This window comes from Marinobacter sp. GH_1, from assembly GCF_048595985.1.
Taxonomy (GTDB): Bacteria; Pseudomonadota; Gammaproteobacteria; order Pseudomonadales; family Oleiphilaceae; genus Marinobacter; species Marinobacter shengliensis.
This window is the reverse complement of sequence record NZ_CP184460.1, coordinates 25,650-43,214: the sequence shown is the minus strand read 5'-3', so window position 1 is coordinate 43,214 and position 17,565 is coordinate 25,650. Positions and strand designations below refer to the sequence as shown.

At 59.5% G+C, this 17,565-nt stretch carries 17 protein-coding genes, 1 tRNA gene and 1 pseudogene; 14 read left to right on the top strand and 5 right to left on the bottom strand.

The genetic code is table 11. The features are described 5' to 3' along the window. Positions 1 to 28 precede the first annotated feature (28 nt). The 11 genes and pseudogenes from fmt to ACNSOI_RS00110 all read left to right on the top strand — a co-directional run. Positions 29 to 964 (top strand): methionyl-tRNA formyltransferase, encoded by a 936-nt coding sequence (gene fmt / locus ACNSOI_RS00160; protein WP_420194873.1) that lies wholly within the window; start codon positions 29 to 31, stop codon positions 962 to 964. Between the two features lie 2 nt (positions 965 to 966). Continuing rightward, positions 967 to 2,268 carry a 16S rRNA (cytosine(967)-C(5))-methyltransferase RsmB gene (gene rsmB / locus ACNSOI_RS00155; RefSeq protein ID WP_420194872.1) on the top strand — a complete coding sequence of 434 codons (1,302 nt, stop codon included), beginning with the start codon at positions 967 to 969 and terminating at the stop codon, positions 2,266 to 2,268. Continuing rightward, positions 2,265 to 3,668 (top strand): Trk system potassium transporter TrkA, encoded by a 1,404-nt coding sequence (gene trkA / locus ACNSOI_RS00150; protein ID WP_061331400.1) that lies wholly within the window; start codon positions 2,265 to 2,267, stop codon positions 3,666 to 3,668. The genes rsmB and trkA overlap by 4 nt, the downstream gene beginning before the upstream one ends. A gap of 135 nt (positions 3,669 to 3,803) precedes the next feature. Beyond that, a complete protein-coding gene (glyQ, locus tag ACNSOI_RS00145) occupies positions 3,804 to 4,826 on the top strand; it encodes a glycine--tRNA ligase subunit alpha (protein WP_058091829.1) in 1,023 nt (340 codons plus the stop codon). Positions 4,827 to 4,828: 2 nt separating this feature from the next. Further along, positions 4,829 to 6,910, top strand: coding sequence for a glycine--tRNA ligase subunit beta (gene glyS, locus ACNSOI_RS00140; RefSeq protein ID WP_420194871.1), 2,082 nt, complete (start codon positions 4,829 to 4,831; stop codon positions 6,908 to 6,910). Between the two features lie 87 nt (positions 6,911 to 6,997). Continuing rightward, a tRNA-Pro gene (locus ACNSOI_RS00135) sits at positions 6,998 to 7,074 on the top strand. A 106-nt stretch (positions 7,075 to 7,180) separates the two neighbouring features. Beyond that, a complete protein-coding gene (locus tag ACNSOI_RS00130) occupies positions 7,181 to 7,465 on the top strand; it encodes an ArsR/SmtB family transcription factor (RefSeq protein ID WP_061331402.1) in 285 nt (94 codons plus the stop codon). A gap of 68 nt (positions 7,466 to 7,533) precedes the next feature. Further along, a complete protein-coding gene (locus tag ACNSOI_RS00125; protein WP_420194870.1) occupies positions 7,534 to 8,616 on the top strand; it encodes a flavin-containing monooxygenase in 1,083 nt (360 codons plus the stop codon). Then, the gene (locus ACNSOI_RS00120; RefSeq protein ID WP_420194869.1) at positions 8,613 to 9,449 is read left to right on the top strand and encodes a hypothetical protein; all 837 of its coding nucleotides are present in this window, start codon (positions 8,613 to 8,615) and stop codon (positions 9,447 to 9,449) included. The genes ACNSOI_RS00125 and ACNSOI_RS00120 overlap by 4 nt, the downstream gene beginning before the upstream one ends. Before the next feature lie 233 nt (positions 9,450 to 9,682). Beyond that, the gene (gene fic, locus ACNSOI_RS00115) at positions 9,683 to 10,789 is read left to right on the top strand and encodes a protein adenylyltransferase Fic (RefSeq protein ID WP_420194868.1); all 1,107 of its coding nucleotides are present in this window, start codon (positions 9,683 to 9,685) and stop codon (positions 10,787 to 10,789) included. Positions 10,790 to 10,812: 23 nt separating this feature from the next. Then, positions 10,813 to 10,977 (top strand): annotated as a pseudogene (locus ACNSOI_RS00110) (SAM-dependent methyltransferase); the annotation flags it as partial. Here ACNSOI_RS00110 and ACNSOI_RS00105 read toward each other — a convergent pair. Continuing rightward, positions 10,972 to 11,112: a hypothetical protein gene (locus ACNSOI_RS00105; protein ID WP_420195738.1), complete on the bottom strand. Its 141-nt coding sequence runs from the start codon at positions 11,110 to 11,112 to the stop codon at positions 10,972 to 10,974. The pseudogene ACNSOI_RS00110 and the gene ACNSOI_RS00105 sit on opposite strands and share 6 nt — an antisense overlap. A 136-nt stretch (positions 11,113 to 11,248) precedes the next feature. On the opposite strand from ACNSOI_RS00105, the gene ACNSOI_RS00100 reads away from it, so the two are divergent. Beyond that, positions 11,249 to 11,620, top strand: coding sequence for a VOC family protein (locus ACNSOI_RS00100; RefSeq protein ID WP_286252788.1), 372 nt, complete (start codon positions 11,249 to 11,251; stop codon positions 11,618 to 11,620). Positions 11,621 to 11,666: 46 nt separating this feature from the next. Here the strand turns inward: ACNSOI_RS00100 and ACNSOI_RS00095 are convergent, their stop codons facing one another. The 3 genes from ACNSOI_RS00095 to ACNSOI_RS00085 form a co-directional block, all read right to left on the bottom strand. Further along, entirely contained in the window at positions 11,667 to 12,059 is a 393-nt protein-coding gene (locus tag ACNSOI_RS00095) for a globin domain-containing protein (protein WP_420194867.1), read from the bottom strand. Positions 12,060 to 12,199: 140 nt separating this feature from the next. Continuing rightward, positions 12,200 to 14,446, bottom strand: a complete 2,247-nt coding sequence (locus ACNSOI_RS00090) for a helicase C-terminal domain-containing protein (protein WP_420194866.1) — start codon at positions 14,444 to 14,446, stop codon at positions 12,200 to 12,202. After that, positions 14,443 to 16,161, bottom strand: a complete 1,719-nt coding sequence (locus tag ACNSOI_RS00085) for a VRR-NUC domain-containing protein (protein WP_420194865.1) — start codon at positions 16,159 to 16,161, stop codon at positions 14,443 to 14,445. The genes ACNSOI_RS00090 and ACNSOI_RS00085 overlap by 4 nt, the downstream gene beginning before the upstream one ends. 102 nt (positions 16,162 to 16,263) lie before the next feature. On the opposite strand from ACNSOI_RS00085, the gene ACNSOI_RS00080 reads away from it, so the two are divergent. Both ACNSOI_RS00080 and ACNSOI_RS00075 read left to right on the top strand, forming a co-directional pair. Then, a complete protein-coding gene (locus ACNSOI_RS00080; protein WP_420194864.1) occupies positions 16,264 to 16,734 on the top strand; it encodes a hypothetical protein in 471 nt (156 codons plus the stop codon). A gap of 15 nt (positions 16,735 to 16,749) precedes the next feature. Next, positions 16,750 to 16,977 (top strand): hypothetical protein, encoded by a 228-nt coding sequence (locus ACNSOI_RS00075; RefSeq protein ID WP_420194863.1) that lies wholly within the window; start codon positions 16,750 to 16,752, stop codon positions 16,975 to 16,977. A gap of 5 nt (positions 16,978 to 16,982) precedes the next feature. On the opposite strand, the gene ACNSOI_RS00070 is transcribed toward ACNSOI_RS00075, so the two are convergent. Continuing rightward, the gene (locus ACNSOI_RS00070) at positions 16,983 to 17,426 is read right to left on the bottom strand and encodes a DUF4864 domain-containing protein (protein ID WP_420194862.1); all 444 of its coding nucleotides are present in this window, start codon (positions 17,424 to 17,426) and stop codon (positions 16,983 to 16,985) included. Positions 17,427 to 17,565: the final 139 nt, after the last annotated feature.

The following is a 17,565-nucleotide window of genomic DNA, read 5'->3' as shown; positions in this document are numbered from 1 at the left end:
GTATCAACGACACAGAGAAGCAACCACCGTGCGCATTGTTTTTGCCGGAACGCCGGATTTTGCCGCCACTGCCCTGAAAGCCCTTCTGGAAGCCGGCTATAACCTGGTGGGCGTCTACAGCCAGCCAGACCGCCCCGCCGGCCGGGGCCGCAAACTGATGCCCAGCCCGGTCAAACAGGTCGCCCTGGACGCCGGCATTCCTGTGTTCCAACCGGTCAGCCTGAAACCGGAAGACGCCCAGCAGGAACTGGCGGCCCTGAAACCGGATGTGATGATTGTGGCCGCCTACGGCCTGATTCTGCCCAAAGCCGTGCTGGACATACCGACCCACGGCTGCCTGAACATCCACGCTTCCCTGCTGCCGCGCTGGCGAGGTGCCGCCCCGATCCAGCGGGCCATTGCCGCCGGCGACGCCGAAACCGGCATCACCATCATGCAGATGGACGAAGGCCTGGATACAGGCGATATGCTGTTGAAAGTCACCACGCCGATCCACGCCGACGACACCGGCGGCAGCCTGCATGACCGCCTGGCGGACATGGGCGGCAAAGCGATTGTGGAAGCCCTGGTGCAACTGGCAAACAGCGAACTGGCTCCTGAGCCACAGAACGATGCCGACGCCAACTACGCCCACAAACTGTCCAAGGAAGAAGGCCACATCGACTGGTCCCGCAGCGCCATCGAGATCGAACGCTTGATTCGTGCCTTTAACCCCTGGCCCGGCACCTTTACCGATCTCGGCGAGCAACGCATCCGCCTTCATCAGGCAACCGCTCTGGAGCAGAGCTGTGACAAGGAGCCAGGCACCGTGATCAGTCGCGAGAGAGAAGGCGTTGACGTCGCCTGCGGCACCGGTACCCTGAAGATTACGTCGGTGCAGTTACCCGGCAGCAAAGCCCAGAGCATCAGCGACCTGATCAACGGCGGCAAGCAGGTGCTGCTGCCCGGCCAGGAGCTGAACTGACCATGGCTTACCAGCCCCTGCCATTCCGTGCCGTCGCTGCCAATGTGTTGCTGGCAGTGGAAAGCGGCCAGTCGTTGACCCAATGCCTGCCGCCAGCCCTGAACCAGTTACCCCCGGACCAACGGCCGCAGCTACAAGCGATCTGCTACGGCACCTGCCGCTGGTTTCACCGGCTTGAGGGTGAGCTGAACCAGCGCCTGAAAAAGCCCCTGCGCAAACCGGACCGGGTTGTTCACCACCTGATGCTGGTGGCCCTGTTCCAGCTGCGGTTCAGTGAACAGGCCACCTATGCCGTGTTGAACGAAACCGTGGAAGCCTGCCGGGCTCTGGATAAACCCCACCTCACCGGCCTGGTCAACGGCGTGTTGCGGGCTGCGGAAAGGGAAGGGGCACCGGAACCAAACGACGACAGCAGCCGCTATAGCCACCCGGTGTGGATGGTGGAAAAGCTGCGCCACAACTGGCCGGAAGACTGGCAAGCCATTCTCGATGCCAATAACCAGCAGGCTCCCATGACGTTGCGGGTCAACGCCCTGCGCTTTACCCGCGATGAGTACCTGGAGCTGCTGGCAGAAGTCGGTATTGAGGCGAATCCCACCCGTTTCGCCCCCCACGGCATCCAACTGGATCGCCCGGTGCCGGTAGAACGTCTGCCCTGGTTTGAAGACGGCGGCGCCAGCGTTCAGGACGAAGCCGCGCAACTGTGCACCACTCTGCTGGACCTGCAACCAGGCCAGCGTGTACTGGACGCCTGCGCAGCTCCCGGCGGCAAAACCTGCGCCATTCTGGAGGCCTGTGGCGAACTGGACGAAGTGATTGCCATCGACGAATCCGCCGAGCGCCTGCCCCGGGTGCAGGAGAACCTGGACCGGCTCGACCTGCACGCCACCCTGACACAGGCCGACGCCGCCGATATCGACAGCTGGTGGGATGGCAACCCGTTTGACCGCATCCTGCTGGACGTACCCTGCAGCGCCACCGGCGTGATCCGCCGGCACCCGGACATCAAGCTGCTGCGCCGCGAATCCGACATCGTACCGTTGGCCAGCATCCAGCTTGGCCTGCTGGACGCCATGTGGTCTATCCTGAAACCCGGTGGCAGGCTGGTGTACGCTACCTGTTCGGTGTTTCCTCAGGAAAACCACCGTATAATCCAGCGGTTCCTGAAACAGCAGGACCAGGCCCGGCTTATAGAGATTGATGCCGACTGGGGTCAGGACATGAACACCGGGCGCCAGTTACTGCCAGACCCGGACAGCCATGACGGCTTTTTCTATGCCGTGCTGGAGAAACCTGAACTATGAAAATCCTGATACTCGGTGCGGGCCAGGTAGGCGGCACCCTGGCGGAAAACCTCGCCAATGAAGCCAACGACATCACGGTGATTGACAGCGACAGCGCCCGCCTTCGTGAGCTTCAGGACCGGCTGGACATTCGCACCATGCACGGCCGCGCCTCCTACCCCACGGTACTGCGCCAGGCCGGCGCCGAAGACGCCGACATGGTGATCGCCGTAACCAACAGCGACGAGACCAATATGGTGGCCTGCCAGGTGTCCAAGCTGTTGTACAAGACACCCACCACCATCTGCCGGGTGCGGGCAAACGCCTATCTGGCCAAATCCGAGCTGTTCTACCGTCGTGACATGGACAAAGACCTGGACAGCCTCCGGGGCTTTCCCATCGACGTACTGATCAGCCCCGAACACCTGGTCACCAAACATATTACCCGGCTGATCGAGTACCCGGGCACCCTGCAGGTGCTCGAGTTCTCCAAGGGCCTGGTCAGGCTGGTGGCTATACGGGCGACCAAAGGCGGGCCACTGGTCGGCCATGAGTTGTCCTACCTGCGCACCCACATGCCCAAGATCGATACCCGGGTGGCCGCGATTTTCCGTAAAGACCGGGCCATCATGCCCCAGGGCGACACCGTCATCGAAGACGGCGACGAGGTGTTCTTTATTGCCGCCTCCGATCACATTCGCTCGGTGATGAGCGAGCTTCAACCCCTGTCCAAGCCCTACAAACGCATCTTTATCTGCGGTGGCGGCAACATTGGTTACCGGCTGGCCAATACCCTGGAAAGCCGCTACCAGGTGAAGATTCTTGAGCGTGACCATGACCGCTGCGTGATGTTGTCCGAACGTTTACGCAAAACCGTGGTGCTGGAAGGCAACGCCGCCGACAAGGACATCCTGCTGGAAGAGAACATCGAAAACACCGATGTGTTCTGCGCCGTCACCAACGACGACGAAGCCAACATCATGGCATCCCTGCTCGCCAAGCGACTGGGTGCCCGCAAGGTACTGACCCTGATCAACAACCCGGACTACGTCGACCTGATCCAGGGCGGTGATATCGATGTCGCCATCTCGCCCCAGCAGACCACCATCGGCAGCCTGCTCACCCACGTGCGCCGGGGCGATGTGGTGAACGTTCACTCGCTGCGCCGGGGCGCTGCGGAAGCCATTGAGGCCATCGCCCATGGTGATCACCGGTCATCCAAGGTGGTCGGCAAGCGCCTGGACGAAATCAATCTGCCACCAGGCACCACCATCGGCGCCATCGTTCGCCACAACGAGGTACTGATTGCCCACGACCATATTCGAGTGCAGCCCGATGACCACGTGATCCTGTTCCTGGTGGACAAAACCCGTATCCGGGACGTGGAAAAGCTGTTCCAGGTGGGCCTCACCTTCTTCTGATTGATCTCAAGCAAAACAACACCCTGGCTGGCACTTAGAAATGCAACGCCAGCCAGCGTATAATGCGCGTTTTCAAATTTCGGAGTGCCCCGCAAACCGGGGCGCCACACACAGACTGACCAGCAGGCAAACGTCGTGACAGACAAGGCAACCAACAACTCCGCGCCGGATATCAAGACCTTTCAGGGTCTGATCCTGGCACTGCAGAATTTCTGGGCGCAGCACGGCTGCGTGGTTCTCCAGCCCCTGGACATGGAAGTGGGCGCCGGTACTTTTCACCCGGCCACCTTCCTGCGTTCCATCGGCCCGGAAACCTGGAACTCCGCCTACGTCCAGCCCAGCCGCCGCCCAACGGATGGCCGCTACGGCGAGAACCCGAACCGCCTGCAGCACTACTATCAGTTCCAGGTGGTTCTGAAACCGTCGCCGGACAACATCCAGGAGCTGTACCTGGATTCCCTGCGCGCCCTGGGCCTGGACCCGCTGGTGCATGACATCCGCTTTGTTGAAGACAACTGGGAATCCCCCACGCTCGGCGCCTGGGGCCTGGGCTGGGAAATCTGGCTGAACGGCATGGAAGTGACCCAGTTCACCTACTTCCAGCAGGTAGGCGGCCTGGAATGCTACCCGGTCACCGGTGAGCTGACCTACGGCCTTGAGCGCATCGCCATGTACCTGCAGGGCGTGGACAGCGTGTACGACCTGGTGTGGACCAAAGGCCCGGACGGTGTGGTCACCTACGGCGACGTGTTCCATCAGAACGAAGTGGAGCAGTCCACCTACAACTTCGAACACGCCGACACCGAGTTCCTGTTCCACAGCTTCGACGTGTACGAGCGGGAAAGCGCCCGCCTGATCGAAGCCGGCCTGCCACTGCCTGCCTACGAACAGGTACTCAAGGCCTCTCACACCTTTAACCTGCTGGACGCCCGCCACGCCATTTCCGTGACCGAGCGCCAGCGTTTCATCCTGCGTGTACGCACCCTGGCACGCTCCGTTGCCCAGGCTTACTTCGAGAGCCGCCGCAAGCTGGGCTTCCCGCTGGCGCCCGAGCATCTTCGCAAGGAAGTGCTGGCCGCCGCCGAGGCTGCTGACGCCAAGGCCAACAAGAAGGGCAAGAAAGCCAACAAGGCACCGCAGGAACAGGGGAACGCATAATCATGGCAACACAGGATTTTCTGGTCGAACTGGGCACCGAAGAACTGCCTCCGAAAGCCCTCAAACCGCTGTCTGACGCCTTCACCCAGGGCATTGTCAAAGGCCTGGAAGAGGCGGGCGTGGCCTTCGGTAAGGTCGAAGCCTTTGCCGCCCCTCGTCGCCTGGCTGTGCGCATTCGCGACCTGGCCGATGCCCAGCCAGACAAGCCGGTAGAGAAGCGTGGCCCGGCGGTGAAAGCCGCCTTTGATGACGCCGGCAACCCCACCCGGGCCCTGACCGGCTTTGCCACCTCGCTTGGCATCACCCCGGACCAGCTCGACACCCTGGAAACCGACAAAGGCGCCTGGCTGGTGTACCGCACCGTGGAGCAGGGCAAGCCAACCGTTGAGCTGATGCCCGAGCTGGTGGAGAAATCCCTGGCGGCGCTGCCGATTCCCAAGCGCATGCGCTGGGGCGCCCACAAAACCGAATTCGTGCGCCCGGTACACTGGCTGATCCTGCTGTTCGGCAACAAAGTGATCGACACCCCGGTCATGAATCTGAAGCCCGGCAACAAAACCCGTGGCCACCGGTTCCATTGCCCGAAAGAGCTGATTGTACCGACCCCGGCCGATTACGAAGTGGTACTGAAGCAGGAAGGCTACGTGCTGGCCGACTTCGCCGAACGCCGCGAACAGATCCGCCAGGGCGTTGCCCAACTGGCAGAGAAAGAAGCCAACGGCAAAGCCGTGATCGACGAAGACCTGCTGGACGAAGTCACCGCCTTGAACGAATGGCCGGTGCCACTGATGGGCCGCTTCGAGGAGCGCTTCCTGGACGTGCCCGCCGAGGCGCTGATTTCCTCCATGAAGGAGCACCAGAAATACTTCCACGTGGTGGAGGCCAGCGACAACATGCTGCCGCTGTTCATCACCGTGGCCAACCTGGAAAGCAAAGACCCGGCCCAGGTGATCTCCGGAAACGAGAAAGTGATTCGCCCGCGCCTGTCCGACGCCGCGTTCTTCTACGAGACGGATCGCAAGACCAAACTGGAAGACCGCATCGAGGCCCTCAAGCCCATCGTGTTCCAGGACAAACTCGGCAGCCTTTACGACAAATCCGTGCGGGTGGCTGCGCTGGCGAAGAAGATCGCCGAGGCCATCAACAGCGACCCGGCCTTGGCCGAGCGCGCGGCCATGCTGGCCAAAACCGACCTGGTCACCGAGATGGTACTGGAATTCACCGACCTGCAGGGCATCATGGGCCAGTACTACGCCAGCAATGACGGCGAACACGCCGACGTGGCCAAGGCCCTGAACGAGCAGTACATGCCGCGCTTCGCCGGCGACGACCTGCCCACCACCCTGACCGGGTGCGCCGTGGCCATCGCCGACCGCATTGATTCCCTGGTGGGCCTGTTCGGCATCAACCAACCGCCCTCCGGTACCCGTGACCCGTTCGCCCTCCGCCGGGCATCCCTGGGTGTGCTGCGGATCATCATCGAACGCCAGCTGCCCCTGGACCTGCAAACCGTGTGTGAGTGGGCCGAGCAGAACTTCACCGTGCTGACCGAGAAGAATACCGCCAGCACCGTGGTGGACTACATGCTCGAGCGCTTCCGTGCCCACTACGACGAGCAGGGCATCGGCGCCGAAGTGTACCTGGCCGTACACGCCCGCCGCCCAACCCGCCCGCTGGACTTCGACCGCCGGGTGAAGGCCGTAGAAGCCTTCCGCCAGCTGCCAGAAGCCCTGGCCCTGGCCGGCGCCAACAAGCGGGTGTCTAACATCCTCACCAAGCAGGGTGGAGACAGCATCGGCGAGACGGTGGATAACGCACTGCTGCAGGATGCCGCCGAGAAGACCCTGGCCGCGAAGGTAGAAGAGCAGGCGCAGAAAGTACTGCCGCTGTTCGAGCAGGGCGACTACGCCAGCGCACTGACCTCCCTGGCCAGCCTGCGCGAGCCGGTCGACACCTTCTTTGACGACGTGATGGTGATGGCAGACGACGAAGCCGTGCGCGATAACCGCCTGGCACTGCTCAACCGCCTGCGCAACCTGTTCCTGCGAGTGGCCGATATCTCCCTGCTGCCAACGGCCAGCTGAGGAACCGCTCCGCAGTTATACGGATAAATTTCCCCAGGGACGGGGGTAGTAAAACGGCCGGCAATCCGTATAATACCGGCCGTTGATCGGCGTGTAGCGCAGCTTGGTAGCGCACTTCGTTCGGGACGAAGGGGTCGGAGGTTCGAATCCTCTCACGCCGACCATTTTCCCTCCTAAAAGCTCGTGCCCGTTATTTCTCTTTCGCCTTTATCAGATATTGACAACATCACTCTCTCGGCATACATTTCGGTAAAAGACGAAGTGAATGGTATGACCCTCTCAAACGATATACAGAAGTTCTTACAGGCACTGAGCAACCCGAACCGCCAGCGCATCATGCTGCTGTTCGCAGAGCAACCCGTACTCACGGTGGGCGACGTCGCATCTCGCACCGACCTGGGTATGTCGACGGTCTCTGAACACCTGAAGCAATTACGGGAAGCGGGCTTGCTCAACGCCGAAAAGGTCGGAAAGGAAGTTGAGTATCGGGTAAACGTTGCCCGAATTCAGGATCTGCTTAACCAACTGAACGGATTTCTTGGCCAGTGCTGTTGATAGGACATTGTTTTTGACATTACATTTCGTAATTTCCCGAATTAAAGGATTGAAACAGGAGAAGCAGCATGCATGACGTCATTGTGGTTGGCGCAGGACAAGCCGGGCTAGCCGCCGGTTATGCCCTTGATCGCACCGGTCTTGATTATCTTATTGTCGAGGCCAGCCAGAGCGCCTCCGGCTCCTGGCCCCATTACTACAACAGTCTGAAACTGTTCTCACCGGCCAGGTATTCCAGCCTGCCCGGCCTGCCTTTCCCGGGTGACCCGGCACGATACCCCAGTCGAGACGAAGTGGTAAGTTACCTGCAAAGCTACGCCCGCCATTTCGAGTTTCCGATACGTTTCAATACCTCGGTCACCCGGGTTGAACGGCAGGGCAGTGGCTTCAAACTGCACACCTTAACTGGTGATTGCCTGGCAACCCGGGCATTGATCGTCGCCAGCGGCCCCTACAGCCAGCCCAATATCCCGGACTTCCCGGGGCTCGAGCAATACCAGGGCAAGCTCCTGCATTCCTCGGCCTATCACTCGCCGTCTGATATAGAAGGGGATCGGGTCGCCGTTATCGGAGCAGGGAACTCAGCCGTACAAATTGCCCATGAACTGTCGGCGACCCACAAGGTGACTCTGATATCACGCAACCCGCCCAGGTTCCTGTCCCAGCGACCATTGGGTGTTGATATACATACGTGGATGACCTGCAGCGGCATCGATACGCTGCCAATAGGGCGTTGGCTCAACCGGCAACCGGCAACGCCGGTGCTGGACAACGGCGAATACCGGGTGGCACTTACCAGCGGGCGGCTGGCCCAGCGGAGTCTGTTTGATGCGGTGACAAACCACGGATTGCGCTGGCAAGACGACATCGTCCCGTTCGATACCTTGTTGCTGGCCACCGGTTTTCATTCCGCACCCCGGTTTCTGGAGGGTCTGGACGGCCTCGACCGAGCAACGGCCAGCAGGCACAAAAGCGGCGTCGCCACCCACATTTCCGGCCTCTATTTCGTGGGCCAGCCCTGGCAGCGATCACATGCCTCCGCCACGCTTCGGGGAGTTGGTGCCGATGCCGCCTTTGTCGTAAAAAACATTCTATTGAGCCTTGAACAACCCATACGGGGCGCCAAGCAAGTCAAGGGATGCTGCGCATGAGCGCGTTGTCAGAGTACTGGGCAATGGTCAACACCGCCGTGATCATGCTCGCGCTGGGCATGCGAGCACCAGCGCCTGTTAATATTCCCGTTGCTGGCTTGTTGCGTGCCGTCGTGCTCTACAACATTGCACTACCGTCGGTGGCCCTGGCCGTATTCTATGCATACGGAATATTCGGCACGAATACCCTGGCAGCCCTGTCACTTTGCGTTGCTGCCGCGGGCGGCACGTCTGCAGGTGCGTTTGTCGGTGCTGTTCAAGGTATGCCCGGGCTCGCCGTTCGGCTGTTTATCCTATTGCTGATCGCAAGCCTGATAATGATTGGCGCGTTCACCCAACTCGGTTTGGTTCCGCTCGGCAACGGGTCATTGGCATCACTCGGCTTCATTCTGTTCGCACTAACCCTGTTACCCCTGTTAACCGGTAAAGCCCTGCTTTTTCTGTTGCCAAACGTCACCGCAACCTGGCAACCCAAGATAGAAAAACTGGGCAGTCTTTCGGTGATACTGTTGGTGATTTCGTTGGCGGCCCGCTACGGTGCAGACATCCTCAGCGGCCCGGGTGAGCCTCTTCTGGCGGGCGTGATACTGACACTTATCCTGGTGCTGCCACCATTACGTGAGCCAGACTGGCGCTTTCGACGAACCATAACCCTGATCACCGTGGTTCGAAACCTGAGCCTGGCGCTGAGTTTGTTGGCACTCACGTCATCATCAACCGCTGGTCTTAACACCCTGTTGGCATTTGGCTTGTTCATGTACCTTGCTGCGGGGTTGCTGGTTTGGCGTTGGAAGACATCTCTGCTGACGTCCAAACCCCATTCCTCATCCTGAGCCTTGACTCTGTCCAGCAGATCAGTGAGCACTTGATTCACTTCGAATAGCGCCCGGCCTGAGCGGAGTGCCTGAAAAGAGCGTCTGCGGGAACGAGGTTTATCATATCGACAATGACCCAGACTATGTCGATTTTAGTCAACTTTTTCGACATAGATACTTGCTATGTTTACCGCATAAACATAGACTGCCCAGAATGCGCACCTGTGTCGAAATTTTAAAGGAATTTGAACATGGCCTGGCGACCGGATCAGCCATACAACCAGTTACCGCCACTTCCACCTGCCAAAGAAGCAACAGAAACTCTGGATATTCTCAGAGCCTGCATCCCCGCCCGGGCCGCACTGGCTGAGCTTAAACAGGCAGGTGAACTGATTCCGAACCAATCACTGCTTGTAAACCTCCTGCCACTGCTGGAAGCCAAAGACAGTTCTGAAATCGAGAACATTGTCACCACCACCGACAAGCTGTTTCAGTATTCGCAGGAAGATCAGGGTGCCGACCCGGCTACCAAAGAAGCGCTCCGATATCGCACCGCACTATACGATGGCTTCGTCCATCTTCAGCGTAAACCGCTATGCGCCAGTACAGCCATTGACGTGTGCAGCACTTTGAAGGGCGTAGATATGGATGTGCGTATGGTGCCCGGGACCATTATTGGTAATCAGGCGACCGGTGAAACCATCTACACCCCTCCTGTTGGCGAGACGGTTATTCGCAACCTGCTCACCAACTGGGAACACTATCTGCATGAAGACGATGGCACCGACCCACTGATCAAGATGGCCATCAGCCATTACCAGTTTGAAGCCATTCACCCATTCCACGATGGAAATGGCAGGACCGGCCGTATCGTCAACGTGCTTTACCTGATTGAACAGCAGCTACTCACACTGCCCATTCTGTACCTGAGCCGTTACATTGTTCAGCACAAGAATGATTACTACCGGTTACTGACACAAGTTACACGCACCGGAGACTGGCAGGAGTGGATCATCTTTATGCTTAACGGTGTAGAACATGTATCGTCCTGGACCTGCGCGAAAATCGCCGCCATGCGGAAGCTAATTACCGAAACAGAAGACCATGTCAGGCGGGCACTGCCCAAGATATACAGCCACGAGCTGGTCCAGACGATCTTTGAGCAGCCCTATTGCCGCATCAGCCACCTGGTAGAGAAAGACATTGCCAAACGGCAGACCGCTTCCAATTACCTGAAGCAGCTGGTTGAAATTGGCGTACTGCAGGAGAAAACGGCAGGCAACGAAAAGCTTTTTCTTAACCCGCGCCTGCTAAGCCTGATGACCAACGATAGCAACGAGCTACAGCCTTACCGCTGAATTCGGCAACACTGAGACCACCCATGACCAACAACGACATCGTCCAGGAACTCTGGAATCTCTGTGACGTTCTGCGGGACGACGGCATCAAATAATCGGACTACATCACCGAACTGGTGCTACTGCTGTCCATCAAAATGGTGCACGAGAACAAATGCTTCGGCACCCTCGTAAGACCTCCCTCACCCCCGGCGAGTGTGATGATCTTTCTGCGCCAGGTAGCGGCCCTGGTCGAAGCCGGTGACCGGTTCGATGCCTTTGGGCAATCCGGTGCAACCGGCCAGCAACAGGAGTAGTGTGGTCAGCAGAGCAAAGGGTTTCATCAGGCGCTGTCCTTGATTCAGGGAGATGCAGCAACAACCATAACAAAGCGCCGGCGAAAACACTGCTGTGATTGCCTGAGCTCTGGAATGCGAAAAGCGACGTATACTGAACCTCAACCAATCACGGAGAACAGGCATGATCGGATACGTAACCATCGGTGTCAGTAACATGGGCAAGGCCAAGCAATTCTACAGCGATCTGCTGGGGGATCTGGGCGGCAAGGTGTTGCTGGATATGGAGCGCATTGCGTTCATTGGCGAGAGCATGGCCAAGCCCATGTTGGCGGTGTGCGTACCGTTCAACGGTGAGCCCAACCATCCGGGCAATGGCAACATGGTGGCGATCCCGGCGGGGTCCAAAGCAGCTGTCGATAAGTTTTATCACAAAGCCATTGAGCTGGGCGCAACCTGCGATGGCGAGCCTGGGCAACGAATTCCGGATATGTTCTACGGCGCCTATGTGCGGGACCCGGACGGCAACAAGCTGGCGTTCTTCGAGTTCGGCTAAACGTGCAAAAGGCCCCGTCATGGGGCCTTATTGTTGGTGACGCGGTTCAATACGCGCCGCGAATCAGATCAATCCCCGGCTTCAGCACTTCCCGCCAGGCTTCCCTCAGCTCTGGTGTGTATTCCGGATCGTGTACTCGCACCGTTTTCAACAGGGCTTCTTCCCACAAACCGTACCACTCCGGCTGGATGTTGTAGTTATGGCGGTTGTGGCTCTGGCCCAGATCCTTGAGTTTGCGGTCTGACATACCCCGGGCCACCAGGATAATTTGCATCACGCCATTACGCAGCAGGTGTCGCTGGGCAGACATGTCGGTGTCGACAAACCGGTTGCGGATGGCGTCGGAACTGGACATGAAGAAGTCGTAGAAATCGACGAAGAATTCATCTTTCCGGCAGCAGCGGCCATAGCTCTGAAATACGAGATCCGTTGGGTTCATTTGCAATCTGTGTCCTTGATCAACGGTGGGATTGTCATTAAAGGCCACGGATTCTAAGCAAGCGAACAAGATTTTCCATAGCGAGTTGTAACACCTGTCGCTGTCAGCGACAGCTAACTATAGCTGTCGTAACTGCCTGCTCAGGTAAACCACCACCCCGGCAGCAGTCGCTTTACCGGAGGCTGCAGAAACCGGTCATCAATCAGCCAGATCACGCCCTGGTCGTCCGGGGTGCGGATCACCCGGCCGGCGGCCTGGGCCACTTTCTGCAAGCCGGGGATCAGGTAGGTGTAGTTGTAGCCTTCGCCAAAGCGTTGCTGCAGGCGGTCTTTGAGGATTTCATGCCAGGGGTCGAAGGGCGGCAGGCCCAGGGTAGCCACGAAGGCGCCGATCAGCTGGTCGCCGGGCAGGTCGATGCCTTCACTGAACACGCCGCCGAGCACCGCAAAGGCGACACTGCCTTCGGGGTTCTGAAATTCCGCCAGGAACTGCCTGCGCTGGTCCGGGCTCATGCCCGGCTGTTGGGAACGCTGGGGGATATCCGGTGCCTGGTCCGCCAGCGCATCACTCACTTCTTTGGCGTATTTGAAGCTGCTGAAAAACGCCAGGTATTGGCCCGGCCGCTCCCGGTACTGTCTGGCGATCAGTTCGGCGATGGGTTGCAGGCTGGCCTGCCGATGCACCTGTCGGGTGCTGATGCCGGGGGTGAACTGCACCTGCAATTGCTCGGCGCTGAACGGGCTGGGCAGGGAGGTGAAGCGGGCGTCTTCCGGCAGGCCAAGTAGATCCCGGTAATAAACGCCGGGGCTGAGGGTAGCGGAGAACAGCAGTACCGAGTGCGGGGCCTTGAAGCGTTCGGTGAGGAAATCCGCCGGGATCAGGTTCTGGATCGTCAGGCTAGCCCGGCCACGGCCGCTGCGCTGAAACTCACACAGGGAATGATCACCGAAACTGTCTGCCAGTTTCATAAACGCCACGCTTTCAAACATCACCTCCTGCAGGGCCAGGTCTGGCGGGTTGTCGGCCAGGTAGTCAGTGATCACGGAAACCATGGCCTGCAACGCGCCCAGCAATTGCGGCGGCAGGGTGGCCAGGAACACCGGCTGCGCCTGCTCACCGTGATCCCGAATCAGCGCCTGCCAGGCCCGGGCGGTGCGGTCCAGGGCTGCTTTTACCGGTTTCGGGGCGGTCTTCTTCAGTTTCAATAACCGCTGTTGTTCCAGCTGCACTGAATACATGCCCCGGGCCCGGTCCACCAGGTTGTGGGCTTCGTCCACCAAAACGCTGGCCCGCCAGCTATTCTGCCGAATCAGGCCATGCAGCAGGGCGGACTGGTCGAACAGCCGGTTCACATCGCCAATCACCAGATCGCTCCAACGGGCCATTTCCTGGGCCAGAAAGTAGGGGCATATGTCGTGACCTGCCGCGATTGTCGCCAAATTCTGCTGATTCAGCGGCTCTTTGCTCTGCACCGCCTCGGCCCGGGCATCAGGCAGGCGATCAAAAAAACCTTTGGCGAGGGGGCAAGACTCGCCGTGGCAGGCTTTGTCCGGGTGTTCGCAGGCGTCGTCTTTCGATACCAACTCCAGGGTGCGCAGCGGCCAGGGTTGTAGCTCATCCTGGGCGTGTCGCAACTTATCCACAGCATCCAGCGCCAGTTGCCGGGCGGTGTTGCGGCAGGTGAGGTAGTACAGCCGGTCCTGCTTTGCCGCGGGCATCGCCATCAGGGCCGGGAACAGGGTGCCCAGGGTTTTGCCCAGGCCCGTGGGGGCTTCCAGCAGCAGGGTGCCGGCTTTGACGGAATTCTTGTACACCGTCTCCGCCAGTTGCCGTTGTCGGGGGCGAAAGTCCGGGAAAGGAAAGGTCAGGGTGGCCAAGAGGGCATCACGCTGATCCCGATGGTGCTCTTCCTGCTCGGCCCAGGCTTTAAAGCGGCCACACAGGGTTTCCAGTTCCTGCCAGAGCTCGTCGGCTTTGGCGGTTTCGGTAAGCACCGTTTCCTTGTCCCGGCCGGTGTCGTAATAAACCAGGGCCAGCTCCACGCTTTTGCGCTTTTCCTGCCGGCACAGCAGGGCGCCATAGGCCCTTAACTGGGCCCGATGCAGAGCGCGCTGGTGGGGGCGGATGCGGGACACATCGCCTCGGTGGGTTTTGATTTCTTCCAGTCGGTTCTTATGGGGGTGGTAGCCATCGGCCCGGCCGGATAGCTCCATCCCCAGCACGTTGCCGGTAAGTGAATACTCGTTTTTATAGCCACAACCGCGTTTTGCCTGGATCGCCTGATGGCCGGCAATGCCCTCCTCGGCACTTGGCGCCGGGGTGTAGCGGAAGTCCAGGTCGCCGTGGCGGGCCGCGAATTCACACAAGGTGCGGACGGCGACTTTCACAGGCTTGCCTCATCGCCCTGCCAGCGCACATAGCACACGCTGGCGGGAATGCCTTCACGGGCGAAGAACTCCAGCCAGCGAACCTGGTGGTCCTGCAGCCGGTCGCCGGGGCCTTTTACCTCGATCATTTCATAGCGCTGTTCCGGTTGCTCAGCGTCCGGCACCAGCCGGATCAGGTCGGGGAAGCCGCTGCGGTGTTCCTTGATGTTGGTGAGCAGGCGGCGGAACAGGGCCTCCAGGTGGCGCGGGGGAATGCAGTGCAGGGCCAGCTCCAACAGCTCTTCATCGAGTACCGGCCAGAACACGAAGGGATTGGCGATGCCCTGCTTGGTCTGGAAGGTGTCGAGAATGTGCTGTTTATAGGCATGGGTTTTCAGCAGGCCGAAATGCTCTTCAAAAGCCTGCTGGCGCCGGGCCACAAAGTCTTCCCGGGTCAGGTCTGCCGGGCCGATATGGAACGGATGGAAGAAGGCGCCAGGCAAGGGCTTGAAGATCACCGGCCAGCACAGCAGCCCGAACAGCGCGTTGATCAGGGTGTTCTCCACATAGAACACCGGCGCGTCATCGGTGCCCAAATGACGCAGGGCCGCCAGCTCCACGGTGCCGGTGTCTGGCTTGGGCAAGGTCAGGGTGAATTCCCTGAGGGTGGGGTTATCCACAGGCTCGGGCTTGTCCGCCCCCACCTTGGGCGCCAGCCGTTTCAGCAGGCGGTTCAGGCCCTGGGCTTCGGCGTCGGTCAGCTCACTGGTCCGCCACTGACAGACAATGGCCCAGGCTTCATCAAAACGCTTCATACGCTCCAGCAACCGCAGCTGTTTCAGTCGCGCTTCCCGGTGGCCACTGGCCGCCCATACCTGCAATGCCAGTTCCTGCTCGCCCTGGCGCTCCGCCTGCCGGCCCAGCTCCAGCAACAGCCGGTCCCGGCGGCTGGTGAGCCAGGGGTTATCCACAGGGCCGGGTACATCCGCCCAGACCTCTGTAGCTGGCTCACCCCGATCAAGCCGTTCCCGGCACTGATGCATTTGCAGGTAACCATCCACTTCCGAGCGATGCTGAAAGGCGCGAGATTCCGGGGTAAAGGGCACCGGCTCGAACTGCTGCACGCCCAGTTCCACCAGCACAAAGTCCGTCCAGCTCTGGCGCAGGTTGCCGAAAAACATCAGGCGGATGCGGTCGAACAGGGCCATGTCCTGGAGCTGGACCACTTCCGGGGCCTGTTCACCGACTGCCTCTGCCAGCCAGTGCTGCAGGGGCTTTGGTTCACTGAACGCTTCCGCCAGCAACTCCCGCATCTGAGCTTTTCCCAGCGTTTTCGGGTGGCCCTGTTGGTGCAGCCAACCGCCAAAGACCGGCCTTAGTTCAGCCAGGGTAAACAGCCGGAACAGATCATCCAGGCTCAGCTCCGGCGAGTTATCCAGCCAGCCCTCCTGCACCAATAACTTGAGCGCTTCGGCCTCCGGCACCGGCAGTTCCGGATAATGCAGCTTGTCGGCCCGGAACAGCTCACCGGTACGCATCACCATCCGCGTGAGCAAGGCCCTTGGCCCGGTCGCCAGGTTGGCAAACGCCGCCAGCCGGTTTCGCTCCCGATCGGTCAACAAATCAGCGTGATGATCGGCCACCCAGGACACGATGGTGTCCATATTGCTGAGGTAATACAGGGGGTCTTCAAGGTTTGCTGTTTGCGGGCGCTGGCCCGTGAATTCTGTCGTCATAGGGCTGGAACTGTAATCCATGCACAAAAATTAATCATCACACGCCTTGCCAACCCCTCTAATGATAACTATTATCATTTGCATCAAGACAAGGAGGACGCCATGAAATTTCTCTGCCCGCGCCATCGCCAAATGTTTGCCCGCCTCTCCATCAACGAACAGAACGATCTATGGCTGTTTTGGATGGAATACGCCTTCACGTTCTGCGAAACCGAGCAGACCGAGAAGATGATCGCCGCCACTGGCAGTGCCTTTGACCTGGCCTGTCTGGCCAGGGCGGACCACCCAGAATGCATGCACGTGGAACTCACACTTTCCGCCATTCTGGTGTGCCGTGCCCTTCGGGACCGTGGTGATCACAACGCGGCAGACTACGTGCTGTTCAGTGCTCTGGAAAGCCTGCAATCAGTCGAGCCCTGCTATGGCAGTCCCAGCGGCGGCTGCAGCACCGATCAATGCATTGAAGTGCTGCTGGACACCTCCCGGCAAGCCAGCTTTTTTGCAGAATACCTGAACTGGCCAGCCACGCCACTGGCACCTCGGGCACAACGTTCGGCAATGGTCGCTCACTAACGCAAAGGAGGGGTTATGGGAATGCTATTCAATATCCCGGACGCATCCCGAAAGAAGCAGGCGGAACAGATATCTTGGCTGGATTGGAAGCCTGGTGGTCAGGTTTGTATCAGTATCGATGCTGACTGCCTGGCCAGACTGTTGGCAAAAAAACAGCTGCACATTCAGGACTTTTCCTGCGCCGACGAGGCCTCAAAACAGATTGTCAGGGGCCTGCTGCTGGATTGTCTCCGGGTACGCTGAGATCGTCAGATACCCAGGTCCGCAGGCTGCAAGCGAACTCCGGCAATTTTCCAGGCTCCGTCCGTCATCTCCATGCGGTAATAGGCATCCCAGCGTTTGCCTTCGGGCCCTTGCAATCGAACCACCTGGATATCAAAGCCATCATGGGGCACCCGCTGGGCAAACTCGATGGCGGTGGCGCTGTGAACGGCGGGGTAGGCCTCGCGCACCATCGCCAGAAACCCTTCAGAGGTGCCGAATCGCCGCTTGATCCCTTCTGAGGCATACTCCCAGGCCTGAATCTCATCGTCATTAGCGAAAGCTTCAATCTGGCTGAGGATGGCATCCTGGATATCGGCATCCGCGTCATCGTCTGCCAGCGGTCTGGAAGACCAGGCCAGGGCTAGCACCAACGCCATCGTAAGGGTCAGGATAACGCCGGTTTTGATGTTAATGATGTTAAGCCCCATGACGACCACCCGCATTCTGTTCAACTTTTAATCAATACGCTACCACTGCGGCTGCGGATTGATCCATCACTGTTGCTGCTCAGGCCAAATCAATCGCCCCGAGGCTCAATGCGAGGGTCCGCATCTGCGGTCACATACG